Below are 12,473 nucleotides of genomic sequence, written 5' to 3'. Positions count from 1 at the left end.
TTAGTTAAAATTTTTGTAATCAATTACCGTTCATCACTTGAACCAAAGATATCCAAGAAATTAATAAAGAGGTTAATGAAATCAAGGTATAGTTGTAAAGCACCCAGGATAGCTAACCCGGTAGTAGAAGCTCCTCCACCATATTCCAGATAAATATTCTTCATTCGTTGAGCGTCCCAGGCAGTGAGAATGGTAAAAATAATAACGGCAATTACTGAAAGAATATAGTCAATTGCAGGATTTTGTAGAAAGAAGTTAACAACCATTGCAATAATCAAGCCGATTAACGCTGCTGAGGCAAAGGAACCGACCCTAGCAAAATCACGATGCGAACAAGTACCAATCAGTGCCATAGTTAGGAAAATACCAGCAGATGAAACGAATGCAGTTGCAATATCAGTTCCGGTATATGCTCCGGCAATAAACGCAAAAGTAATCCCATAAACAATTGACGTAATTATTAACAAAACAAACCCTAATCCAGGACTACGAGTAGCGTTAAAACTAATTCCAAAAGTAAGAAAAATCGGTAATAGAATGATTAACCAAATTCCCCACCGGTTGTTGATCATGAAAGAAGTAAATTGCTTAGCAAAAACGCCCATCACCAACCAAGCTGTTAGAGCGGAGATTAGTACTGCTAAAGTCATTAGTCCGTACATTCGAGTTAAGAACCTATTTAAACCATTAATATCATTGACGACCCTTCTATTAGGTGAAAATTCATCCATGACTAGCACTCCTTTCGTTTACTATTTACTATACCTCTATTATATAATATAAATAAAATAATAACGAACATGATTGGTTATAAATATTGGAGGACGCTGAATTGCAAATGTTAACGATTGTTGGGGTAATTATTGTTGGTTTAATTACTGGAACTGTTACAAGCTTGATTGGTGCTAGTGGTGTTTGCGTTGTGGTTCCAGCCCTTACACTCTTTTTTGGTCTTAATTCGCACTTAGCAATTGGGACAAGCTTAATGGTAGACGTGATTACTAGCATTGTCGTTGCTATTAACTACTTTAAGCACGGTAACGTTCGTCTTCAAGCAAGCTTATGGATTACGGTTGGATCAATTTTAGGCGCCCAGTTAGGTAGCCATTGGGCCGGAATGATTAATGATCCTTCACTTAGTATGATCTTTGCAGTCGTTTTAATTGTTTCTGGGATTGCCACTTTAAAAAAGGGGGTTAATAACCATTTTGATTTACAAAAAGGGATCCACTTTAAAAGTAGTTTTACTCAGGCTTTATTATTATTAGTTATTGGTGCCGTAATTGGAGTTATTAGTGGTCTTGTCGGTGCTGGTGGTGGCGTGATGATCCTGTTAGCGATTATTTTCATTCTTCATTACCCAGTACATCAGGCAGTTGGAACATCTACTGTCATTATGGCGATCACGGCTTTATCATCCATGATTGGCTATGCTCGTCAAGGGAATGTTGATTGGCTGATGGGACTATTTATTGCTAGTGGTGCGGTAATCGCTGGAATTATCGGTGCTCGTTATGCAAATTCGATTAATGAAGAGAAACTAAACAGGGTTATTTCATGGATCTTTATTATTCTGGGTTTCATAATGATTGGGATGCGTCTAATTCATTAATTTCCCGGGAAATTAAATTACTGACGGGTAACTGTCAGGATTCTGACGGCTAAATGGCGTTGTTATCCGTAATATTAAAGTGTAATTTAAAAGTACAAGCAAATAAGGGAGGGATGTCCCATGGTAGAGACTGAAGTTAAAAAATTACGGGTTGCCAAACACTTATCTCAAGAACAACTTGCTGAAAAAGCCAAAGTTTCTGTAAGAACTATTCAACGGTTAGAAGCTGGTGATGACGCTAGCATCTCAACATTAAATTTAGTTGCAAGCGCATTAGGAGTAGAAGTTGGTGAGCTTTTTCCACAAACTCAATCTGCACAGCAAAAGGAAAAAATTCAATCAGCTGATGAACAGTTACAATCACAGTTACACCAGCGGCATGAGGAATATCATACTTTTAAGAGTATCTATAATGCCTGCTTCATTGTTATTATGATGATTTGGGGATGTCTTTTTCCATTAATCCACAATGACGCTTTTTTTTCGATCGCTGGTGTTTTGTGGATTGGTGGTTGGCTGCTTTTTGGCCCGTTAAAAAAGGAAATTAAAATCAAAAGAATCGATCCTAAATTAGATGCTAAGTATCCATTGACTGTTAATCGGATTGATAAAGATAAGAAGACAAATTAAAAGTCAGGAGCATTTTTCTTTATCTCTTATAAAAAGTGAGTAAAATAATAGTTACCATATCGCTTAAGAGGGGAGAGTTATTTATGAAAAAGTTAACTGTAACTGACGCAGCATTGGAACGAATTAAGAAATATCTTCGTCCTGATAAGCAAATCGTTTTAGACTTTGACGATGGGGTTGGTCCATTCTCAGCAATTGGTAATTGTAGCTTAGATGCTAATTATCGCCTAATTTTTGTTAACCGTGACGTTAAATTACCTGATTTTGACGAAATCGTTAGTTCTAATATTGGTGATATTCGGATCAAGAGTGAATGGTATGCTAGTGCTCAGTTTGAAGATCAAATGGAACTGCGTTTTGATCCTAAGCACTTTACAATGCCATTGGTTAGCCCAACAAAAATTTTAACCGATAACGTTGAAGTTGTTGAAATTGATGAACCGCTTAAGACAGAATATAGCGGGACTCATGATTGCTAACAAATAATTTAAGACTAAATGAAAATATCCAAAAACGAAGCTGCGAACTTTGAGCTATAATGATTGTTCGTAGCTTTATTTTTAGAGTGTATTTTAATGAGGAAAAACATGGATCCACAACAAATTTATCAATTGCTAAATCTTAATGGAATTAAATATCAGTCAATTCACCATCCAGCTGTCTTAACGACAGATGAAGCTGATCAGTATGTTCAAGACTATTCATTCGCAAGAACAAAGAATCTCTTTTTGCGCACTCATAACCAAAAAAAGTATTTCCTATACGTTCTTCCTGAAAATAAGCGTTTTAATGAAAAAGGTTTTCGTCAGGCAGTTAAAACATCTCGATTATCATTTGCTTCCCCAGATGAACTGAACCAGATTTTGGGCGTGGCTCCGGGAATGGTGTCACCTTTTAACTTACTTAATGATCAAAGTCATCAGGTATCACTAATTGTTGAGCAAGAAGTTCTTAAAATGAATAAAGTAATCGGAGTACATCCAAATACTAATACTCAAACCGTGATATTAGAGACTGCTGATTTGTTGGCACTTTTGAAAAAGGTTGGTGCTAGTATTCAGATAATTAATCTTTAGCTTCGGTCGGAGTTAAACAAGTTTATTGTCGTTCGCTTTTATTGACACCTGATCCGAATAACATTAGAATTCTAATGACTAAGTGTAGTCTATTGGGGAGTAATTAAAAATAGGAGTAATAAGCAATGAGAGTAAATATCTTACAACATACATCTAATGAAGGACCTGGTTCTATTCGGGATTGGATTCATGCAAATAACGATGAAATGTATGTTTATCACCCAGATCAATTCGGTAATTTACCAACCGCAGCTGAGACTGATATGCTCGTCGTCCTTGGTGGACCGATGAGCCCTAATGATGACTTTCCGTGGTTGGAAGAAGAACGAGAATTAATTCGGACCTTGCTTGATGAACGTAAACCAATTTTTGGTGCTTGTCTAGGAGCACAGCAGATCGTTAAAGCGTTAGGCTACCAGGTTACTGAAGCTCCGCATAAGGAAGTTGGTTGGGCCCCAGTTTATCGGCAAAATGATGCAATTCCCGGTATTCCCGAAAAGTTAACCGCTCTGCATTGGCACCAGGATATGTTTGAGATTCCTGATGATGCTAAATTGCTTTTTAGCAGCGATTTAAACGAAAATCAGGGCTTCCTGTATCGCGATAATGTTATTGGTCTCCAATTTCACTTTGAACCGATGAAGGATAATGTCCGTGAAATTACCATTAACGATAACCAATACCCGCTTGAAAATAATGATCTCCACCAAACAACTGCTGAAATTATTAATCATGATGTTCCAGCAGAAAATAAGCAAGTAATGTTCAAACTGCTAAATTACATCACAAAATAAGAATATTTGGTGCTTTCAGAAGACCGTAGTAAAGCGATTTTAACCCGCTTGTTTTATATGATTATTACTTCACTTTTGAGGTTGCTAATTTAGTATTCAAAGTGTTATTGTTTAAGGTATATGAGAAATGAGGTGATTTGAATGGCTGATCGATATACCGTAATTCGTCAAGCATTAAGTAAGCCGGAGTTAAACGCAAAGCTGTTTGCATCGGAGTTCGGACTAGAGGCAAAGAAGCACCGGGTATTAACTAATGGTCGAGCAAGTCGCTACCCATATCCAGAAGCGCTCCGTTCTCGTCGTCATAACCTATACTTGAATTCTGGCTTTACTGATAACATGATTGATTTCGAAACATCACCAGTTGTTGGCAGTAAAAATGCAGTTCGTCAATTGAAGATGCTTGAACAGATTATGGTTGGTCAACTCCATGAGGATGAACGTCTATGGCCACTCAGCCTTGCTCCAGCACCTGTTTATAATCATGACTTAGATTACCTAATGACTGCTAATACAAAGCCTTGGGATCGAGCTAATCATGATTATTTAGGTAAGAAGTACGGGATTACCCAAGAATTATTAGGCGATGTTCATGTTAATTTCAGCCTTAACAAGGGACTTTTACAATCCTTATATGATCAATTCTATAAGGATGAATATGATTCACTTGTTGATTTTCAAAATCATCTTTATTTTAAGATGGCTCAGTGTTTTGTCCTTTACCAATGGCTATTTACTTACCTTTATGGTGCCAGTCCGGTTTCGGAAGATATGCACATTCCAGAACATCTTGAATTACCAGTTCGTAGTTTGCGGTGTAGTGATTACGGTGATGATAATCTTCCTAATGAGCAAGTTGGGTATAATTCATTAGAAGAACATTTTGCCAAGCTGCAGCAATTTTTGGATGACGGGACATACTACAGTATTAAGGAGTTCTTTGGTCCTGTTCGCTGTCGGCGTCATAATCATGATGTTGGCGATTTACAGGGAATGCTGACCAAGGGAATTAATTATCTGGAGTTTCGTTCGTTTGACCTTGATCCGCTTTCTCGGACAGGAGTTAGTGACGATACAATTAATTTCCTTGAGTTATTAATGATTAATACATTAATTAAGCCGCTTCCGGATAATTTACCAGAAGAATTAGCTGCTGCCCGCAAGCTTAATAATGAAGTCGCACTCCAAAAACCAAAGGAGCAAACTCCAGAGATGCACGAAGCAGCTATTAAGATTATTACTGAATTACAGGATTTAGTTGATGAATTTAATGCGCCGCGTGAATATCGGTTAGCTCTTAAATTTGTGCAACGGCGGGTTGATGATCCTGCTTTAACAATTAGCGGTCAATTAGCGGACCAGATTGAAAACGGGAATTTACTTTCATTTGGATTAAAGTTAGCTAATGATCGCTTTACTGCCAACATGAACATGACTCATCCGCTTCAAGCAATTAGTAATAAGTATTCCGATGATACACAACGCTTGATTAAGGCAGCAATTGAGTTGGGGGTAGATGTTTCATTCAATGATGATGGTGTGACCTTGACGGTTGGTAATCATGATGAAACGTATGAGGCTCAAGGAGACTTTGAGTTCCCTGATGGTCCACGTAAGTATATCTTAGATACATTCCCTGAAGCGGTTAAGTTCCAGGAACAATAATAAATTATGAATAATGGGGCCTCACAATTCCTTGTGGTGCCCTTTTTTGGGTTAAGGAGGAGCAAGATGCGGAAGATTGGAATTATTGGCTTGGGCCATATCGGACGATTATTAGCGCATACCTTAGTCATAACTGGCAAAGCAGACCAGTTAGTTTTAATCGATCAAGATGATGAGTTGGCTGTTGGTTTGAAAGCAGATTTAGAAAATGCTCAAACCGCCTTGATGTCAAGAACTACAATCATAATTCAAGATTACGCAGCCTTAAGAAATGCGGATATTTTGATAACAGCATTCGGTGATAGTCAACTTCTTCAAGAACAACAGATGGCAGAATTAACGTGTAATGGACAGGCTATTGATCAGATTGCACCACGAGTAAGGCAAAGTGGCTTTTCTGGAACTGTCTTTAATATTAGCGATCCGAACGAAGCAATTACGGCCTACCTTCAACAACAGCTTGCCTTGCCACCGAAACAGGTAATCGGAATTGGGACGACGATTGATACCATGCGAATGCGTCAGGCGGTTGCTAAAGGCGCGCAAGTATCGTCACAGAATGTTAGTGGTTTTGTTTATGGTCAGCATAATGGTGAAAAAGTATTTGCGTGGTCAACAGTCACCGTTAATGGTCAAAGTTTAGAAAGGGTGATTAACGGTCACCATCTTGACCAGAATAAATTAAGGGTTAATGCTGATATGGATAATTGGTACACCCTAAAAGGACTTGGGTATAATGCAAGTGCTGTTGTTACCTGGACGCTTCAGATTATTTCTGCAATCTTAGGAAGTGGTAATTTGACTGTTCCGTTAGCAATTTATCAGCCACAGTACGAGTGTTACGTTAGTTTTCCAACACTAATTAATCGCCATGGGCAAGGTAACCTAGTATTATTAAATTTATATCCTGTAGAAGAAGCTGCTGTTAAAACAGCAACAAGTGCAATCCAACAGCAAGTTACGTTCTTGCAACAAGGAGGGAAAGAAAATGATTAATTCATTAGCTGTATATTGTGGTGCAAGAGATGGTAATGATCAGAAATATTTAAAAGCAGCGCGACAGCTGGGTGAATGGATGGCTGCCCACCAAATTGATTTAGTTTATGGCGGTGGTCAATTTGGTTTAATGGGTGCCGTTGCTAATGGGGTTCTTGATAATGGCGGAACTGTTCATGGCATTATAACCGAAACTCTTGCTAGTCGGGGAGCAGCCTATAAAAAAATTCAGGATCTCAAAATTGTTCCTGATATGGATCACCGAAAGGAAAAAATGATGGCAATGGCTGACGGAATGTTGGCTCTTCCTGGTGGGATTGGAACTCTTGAAGAGATTAGTCAAGCTGCTTCGTGGATTACAATTGGTGAGAATCCGAAACCAGTTGCCTTTTATAATCAGGACGGGTTTTATTCACCACTTGAACAGGTGCTTAAACGCATGAGCCATGAAGGTTTTCTCGAGAAGATTTACCTTGATAGCATGTACTTTAGTGATGACTTTGATCAAATCCTTGACTTCATGGAGCATTACCATGCACCGAAGTATAGGACGTATGAGTAGGATGCGAATGCAAGCCGTGACGGGTTAGCAACTGACCACTAGGAGGAAGTTGCCATTACCAATCAACTTCAATATTTTCGATCAAAAAAAGCCACATCATCATTGTGGCTTATTTTAGTGGTTGAATTGTATAAACTTGATCGTCAGCCTCGTCAATTAATGAAACAGGACGCTGATCATTTGCTTGAATTGTAATGTGGTAGCCAAATTTATCAAGGTAAACTAATTTATCTTCACGAACTAGTTGAACTGTTGCGGGAATTTCTTGATTATCAATTCCCAATTTTAGTTCTGGAGAGATGGTGATTTTATGGGTTCGGTTGCGTTCTTGATCATAATATTGCCAAGTTCCGGCATAAAATATTGGCAACGCAGCCGATGTGTTACTTTTCTTCGCGTGACTGAACCCTAACGTACTAGAGAGCCCAGCCATTAATCCCGCGCCGAAAAGTAGCATTCCCTTTTTCTTCATATTCCATCAATCTCCTCAATTATGTGATAAGTCATTTTTCTACAAGCTTATTATACACATAATTATATGATCGAAAGATTTCATTTCTGTTAAAAACAAACAATAATTGGTATGATTAATGTAACAAGTTAAATATCTGATAAGGGAGTTGGCTTAAATGCTTAAGTTAGGAATTATTGGAACACATATTATTACGGATCAAATGTTAGATGCTGCTAAGACTACTGGTAAGTATCAATTAACCGCGGTCTATTCACGGACACTAGATCGGGCTAAGGAATTTGGTCAGCCATACGGTGCCACAGAATTTTATGATGATCTTGAAAAATTCTTTGAAGATGGTGACTTTGACGTTGTCTACATCGCGTCACCAAATAGCTTGCATTACCAACAGGCACGCTTAGCAATTGAAAATGATAAGTTTGTGATTGTTGAAAAGCCAGCATTTGTAAACCCAAGTGAATTTTCCGGGATCCAATCCTTACTGGCAGCTCACCCGAAGGCACGATTGGTGGAAGCTGCTCGTCATATTCATACGCCGCTCTATAAGGAAGGGCTAAAAAAAGTTGATGAAATGAAGGAACATTATGTTCAAGGCGCAACGATCACTGTGATGAAGTACTCCTCACGGTATGACAAGGTCTTGGCAGGGGAAGAGCCTTATCCAAATATTTTTACCTTGAAGTATGCTGGTGGTGCTTTAATGGATCTCGGTGTTTACGCAGTTTATGGTGCATTGACAATGTTTGGTCAGCCGCAATCGGTTGTCTATTACCCGACTCTATGCAAGACAGGGGTTGATGCTAAGGGTGTTGCCATTTTGAATTATGACAAATTTAGTGTGACCTTAAACTTTGGTAAGACAGCCAACTCATACTTGCCATCCGAAGTTTATGGATTAAAGGACACTCTCGTTTTTGATAGTATTTTTGAAACGCAAAAGGTAATATATTACGATGCCGATAAGAAAGCGCACCAACTTGATGCACCGGTAGAGAAGAATTCAATGACAGATGAAATGAACGACTTCGCTGACTTGTTCAATGATCCAGATAATGAAGAACAAATGAAGAAGTACAAGGGCTGGATGGATCTTTCAGAAATGGTTAACTCCGTAATGTACTCACTTCGACAATCAGCTCAATTAGAATTTCCGGCAGATAAAGATCAAGAATAGGATGGGGATAACATTTGATCGAACAATTTCAAGAAAAATTCAACCAGCAATTTAATCAACCGACTGCAATTCAAGAGGCGGTTGCCAAGCCATTAGCTGAGGATAAGTCAATTCTCGGCATCGCGCCTACTGGTTCAGGAAAGACGTTGGCATTTACCTTGCCGCTCCTTCCTAAAATTATGCCTGGAGCTGGCACCCAGCTACTAGTTCTCGCACCATCACAGGAATTAGCGATTCAGACAACTCGTGTAATGCGTGAATGGGCTAATATTATTGGCGTTAAAGTTCTCGCGTTAACAGGTGGTGCTAACCTTCGTCGACAAGTGATGAAGCTGCGTAAACATCCGGATGTCGTTGTCGGTACTCCCGGTCGAGTTCTTCATATGTTGGATAATCGCCACCTCAAACTTGGTCATCTTCAGACAATGGTCATTGATGAGGCCGATGATCTATTGCGTGACGATACCTTAGCCGTTGTTGAAGATATTGAACGTGCTACACCATTAAGTGCTCAGTTAGCATTCTTTTCTGCTACTAAGTCACCAGTGTTTAAGCAACTTTCAGTAATGTTCGGTCGGGATATCTTAACCCTTGATGTTACCGATAGTGATCATACTCGGGGAACTGTTCGGCACGGGTATATTGATGCACGGACTAATGCTCAAAAGACCGCTGTTCTTCGTCGATTGACCAGCATCAAGGATTTTCGTGGTCTAGTTTTCTTCAATAGTACCCGGACGCTGCATTATGCTGCTAGTCGTCTTCGCCATGAACATATGGCAATCGGGACTTTGGGTGGTCGCCAAAAGCAAACGCAACGTGAAAAGGCGATGCGGATGTTTCGAAAACGCCAGATTAAACTATTGTTGACAACAGATGTTGCCGCTCGAGGGATTGATATTCCTAAACTTCCAGCTGTTATTAATTTTGATTTGCCAACAGAAACGAATACTTATATTCACCGGGTTGGTCGGACTGGTCGACAAGGAGAACCGGGATTAGTGATTAATCTGGGGGATGATCATGATATTCGCGATTTAAAAAAGCTAGTGCAACCAACTGATTATCAGTTGGAGCACCTCTACATTGATAATGATCAGATTACGGATCAAAAACCACAAAGCGGGCAAAGGTCAGTTTCAGTTCGGCGACAAAACAGTCGACAATTACAACAAGAGCAGTGGAGTGACAGTACGAATGTTGAAAAAACTGTTCATCACACTCTTGGTAAGCCGACAAAGCCAAAGAAAAAGCCCCATAAGAAGAACCGGAAGAATAAGGGGATTCGTCTTAAGCACCGTCGTAAGAGTGGTATGTAATTGAGTCGGTACTTTGAATAATTAACGAAAAAGAGTAAAATTACCTTTACGAGTTCAGCCGTAAATGCGATAATACTCTTTGTCTGGTCCTATAGTATAACTGGATAGTACATCCGCCTCCTAAGCGGCCGATTCCGGTTCGATTCCGGATGGGACCATTTTGACTTAACCTAGATAAGAAAAGACGTTTTAGCAATGTATTTTCTTATCTATTTTTTTGTACTATTTTAGCGGTGCAATGAGTCATTGCTAGTAATGCTTATCGTTACTCGATATACTTAATCCAAAAATAAGGAGAGACCAATGAAATTTGGAGAACAAATTAAAGGACGACGACAGGAGTTAGGTTTGACACAAGCAGAGGTGGCCAAAAAGTTATTCGTCACTCGACAAGCAGTGTCCAATTGGGAGCACAATAAAACATATCCTGATTTGAATATGCTTGTAAAAATTAGTAATGTTTATCAAATTTCAATTGATTCTCTATTAAGGGAGGACCAAAAGTTGAAGAACTATTTAGAACAAGGGAGAGCAATGAATTCGTTTAGTGTCTCCTATGGCTTTATTTGGATAATGTTTGGGCTTAGTTATCTTCTTGATGATTCAACGAAAGTAGGTAGTGTTGCTTGGGATGGCATGGCAGCAATCTTTTTTCTTGCCATGATTTATGAAGAACTGGTAAGCCCGTTTTTTCTTGGGATCAATCGACGGACATTTTATCGGAGTGGTAAACGGCCTGACGAAAAATTATCAGTCTTTGCGAAATTATTCTACGGGGTATTTGTTTTAGCAGTTATTATTAGTGTGATTTTAGTTCATCAGGGAATGTCAGGGAGATATGCAGCTTCGGTTTTAACTATTCTAGTGGGATTTCAGTATCTTTTGCGAAAATATATATACGTGGTAAAAAGCTAAAATTAATTAGCTGTTAGAAATTTGGTTTTCTATTTCCCGGGAAATAAAGTTTATCCAGTGCAAATTTTCCCAGATATTATTAAATGTTGTACAATTAAAATAGTATTTTTGAAAAGGAGTTGTCACTGTGCAAAAGCCATTTAAAATTATGCTTTTATTTGGGACGCGTGCTGAAGCAATTAAGCTTGCACCAATTATCGAGCAAATGAAACGGTTTCCAAGTACTTGGAAACCATCAATTGTCATTGCTGCCCAACAGCGACGCCCGCTCCTTCAACAAACGATGGAGTTTTTGAATTTAACGGCAGATTTTGACTTAGATCTTTCTGGCTTAAAGAATACTGATTATGCTGAACAGTTAAGCCAGCTAATCCATAACCTTGATAACGTTATTAACGCTGGTCAACCGGATATGCTTTTAGTAGTGGGGGATGCAGTTACTAGTTTAGCTGCTAGTCTAGTAAGCTTTTACAACCATCTTCCGTTAGGACACGTTGAGGCGGGATTGCGGACTTATGATAAGTACCTACCATTTCCAGATGAAATGCACCGGCGGATTACAGATAATTTAGCTGACCTTTATTTTGCTCCAACAACTCGGGCCCGGGATAATTTGTTAAGTGAACACCACTCTGCTCAACAAATTTATGTGACCGGTAACCCGGTAATTGATTCCGTTAAGGAGCGATTAACAACTAATTTTCAGAGTGATCTCCTTGAACAGATTCCCGATGATCACCGCATTATTATTTTAACGATGCAACGGGTTGAAAGTATTGGTGCGCCAATGAAACGGGTCTTTCATACAATGAGAGATATTGTGGAGACCAATGAGGATGTTGACTTAATTTATCCGGTTTACCCCAATAGCGAGGTAATGAGTCTTGCTGATGAAGTACTGGGGAATAAAGAGCGGATTCATTTAATTCAGCCGCTTAATCATGGCGATTTCTTAAATCTTGCTGCACGGTGTGACTTTATTGTGACTGATTCTGGTGGGATTCAAGAGGAAGCGCCAGCTATTCATAAACCGGTTTTGCTTCTGCGAGAAAAAACAGAACGACAGGAAGCCGTCGATGTTGGTGCCGTTAAAGTTGTTGGTACTGATCCAACAAGTATTCAACAAGCTGTCTTTACACTGTTGAATGATCATAAAGCTTATAAAAAGATGGATCAGGCAGAGAACCCGTTTGGCGATGGTCATGCTAGTGAACGGATCCTTGATATTATTGAAAATTACCTAGATAGAAAATAA

At 39.1% G+C, this 12,473-nt stretch carries 14 protein-coding genes and 1 tRNA gene; 13 read left to right on the top strand and 2 right to left on the bottom strand.

All coding sequences use genetic code 11. The features are described 5' to 3' along the window. Positions 1-23: 23 nt before the first annotated feature. Positions 24-731, bottom strand: coding sequence for a Bax inhibitor-1/YccA family protein (locus MR181_RS01655; RefSeq protein WP_242334138.1), 708 nt, complete (start codon positions 729-731; stop codon positions 24-26). A gap of 107 nt (positions 732-838) precedes the next feature. Between MR181_RS01655 and MR181_RS01650 the strand changes: the two genes are divergently transcribed. The 8 genes from MR181_RS01650 (at position 839) to MR181_RS01615 (ending at position 7,335) form a co-directional block, all read left to right on the top strand. After that, positions 839-1,612 carry a sulfite exporter TauE/SafE family protein gene (locus tag MR181_RS01650; RefSeq protein ID WP_242334532.1) on the top strand — a complete coding sequence of 258 codons (774 nt, stop codon included), beginning with the start codon at positions 839-841 and terminating at the stop codon, positions 1,610-1,612. Positions 1,613-1,732: 120 nt separating this feature from the next. After that, a complete protein-coding gene (locus tag MR181_RS01645) occupies positions 1,733-2,242 on the top strand; it encodes a helix-turn-helix domain-containing protein (RefSeq protein ID WP_242334135.1) in 510 nt (169 codons plus the stop codon). A gap of 83 nt (positions 2,243-2,325) precedes the next feature. Beyond that, a complete protein-coding gene (locus MR181_RS01640; protein WP_242334132.1) occupies positions 2,326-2,721 on the top strand; it encodes an iron-sulfur cluster biosynthesis family protein in 396 nt (131 codons plus the stop codon). Positions 2,722-2,829: 108 nt separating this feature from the next. Continuing rightward, positions 2,830-3,318, top strand: a complete 489-nt coding sequence (locus tag MR181_RS01635; protein WP_242334125.1) for a prolyl-tRNA synthetase associated domain-containing protein — start codon at positions 2,830-2,832, stop codon at positions 3,316-3,318. 125 nt (positions 3,319-3,443) lie between these two features. Beyond that, on the top strand, positions 3,444-4,112 hold the full coding sequence (locus MR181_RS01630; protein WP_242334116.1) for a type 1 glutamine amidotransferase: 669 nt from the start codon (positions 3,444-3,446) through the stop codon (positions 4,110-4,112). 141 nt (positions 4,113-4,253) lie between these two features. Beyond that, positions 4,254-5,777: a glutamate--cysteine ligase gene (locus MR181_RS01625; protein WP_242334113.1), complete on the top strand. Its 1,524-nt coding sequence runs from the start codon at positions 4,254-4,256 to the stop codon at positions 5,775-5,777. A 66-nt stretch (positions 5,778-5,843) separates the two neighbouring features. After that, positions 5,844-6,773 carry a lactate/malate family dehydrogenase gene (locus MR181_RS01620; protein ID WP_242334110.1) on the top strand — a complete coding sequence of 310 codons (930 nt, stop codon included), beginning with the start codon at positions 5,844-5,846 and terminating at the stop codon, positions 6,771-6,773. After that, a complete protein-coding gene (locus tag MR181_RS01615) occupies positions 6,766-7,335 on the top strand; it encodes an LOG family protein (protein ID WP_242334107.1) in 570 nt (189 codons plus the stop codon). Before MR181_RS01620 ends, MR181_RS01615 begins: the two co-directional genes overlap by 8 nt. A 109-nt stretch (positions 7,336-7,444) precedes the next feature. Here MR181_RS01615 and MR181_RS01610 read toward each other — a convergent pair whose 3' ends face one another. Then, positions 7,445-7,807, bottom strand: coding sequence for a DUF4828 domain-containing protein (locus MR181_RS01610; protein WP_102168474.1), 363 nt, complete (start codon positions 7,805-7,807; stop codon positions 7,445-7,447). A 157-nt stretch (positions 7,808-7,964) separates the two neighbouring features. On the opposite strand from MR181_RS01610, the gene MR181_RS01605 reads away from it, so the two are divergent. From MR181_RS01605 to wecB, 5 genes are all read left to right on the top strand, one after another. After that, on the top strand, positions 7,965-8,984 hold the full coding sequence (locus tag MR181_RS01605) for a Gfo/Idh/MocA family protein (protein WP_242334104.1): 1,020 nt from the start codon (positions 7,965-7,967) through the stop codon (positions 8,982-8,984). Positions 8,985-8,998: 14 nt separating this feature from the next. Next, complete coding sequence (locus tag MR181_RS01600; protein WP_242334101.1) at positions 8,999-10,303, top strand: DEAD/DEAH box helicase; 1,305 nt, start codon at positions 8,999-9,001, stop codon at positions 10,301-10,303. Between the two features lie 85 nt (positions 10,304-10,388). Beyond that, positions 10,389-10,461 (top strand) — tRNA-Arg (locus MR181_RS01595). A gap of 145 nt (positions 10,462-10,606) precedes the next feature. Next, the gene (locus tag MR181_RS01590) at positions 10,607-11,218 is read left to right on the top strand and encodes a helix-turn-helix domain-containing protein (RefSeq protein ID WP_242334098.1); all 612 of its coding nucleotides are present in this window, start codon (positions 10,607-10,609) and stop codon (positions 11,216-11,218) included. Positions 11,219-11,345: 127 nt separating this feature from the next. Continuing rightward, on the top strand, positions 11,346-12,473 hold the full coding sequence (wecB, locus tag MR181_RS01585) for a non-hydrolyzing UDP-N-acetylglucosamine 2-epimerase (protein WP_242334097.1): 1,128 nt from the start codon (positions 11,346-11,348) through the stop codon (positions 12,471-12,473).

The sequence above is a fragment of the Limosilactobacillus urinaemulieris genome (genome assembly GCF_932750685.1).
GTDB classification, from domain to species: Bacteria; Bacillota; Bacilli; order Lactobacillales; family Lactobacillaceae; genus Limosilactobacillus; species Limosilactobacillus urinaemulieris.
This window is presented reverse-complemented; position numbering and strand designations above follow the sequence as displayed.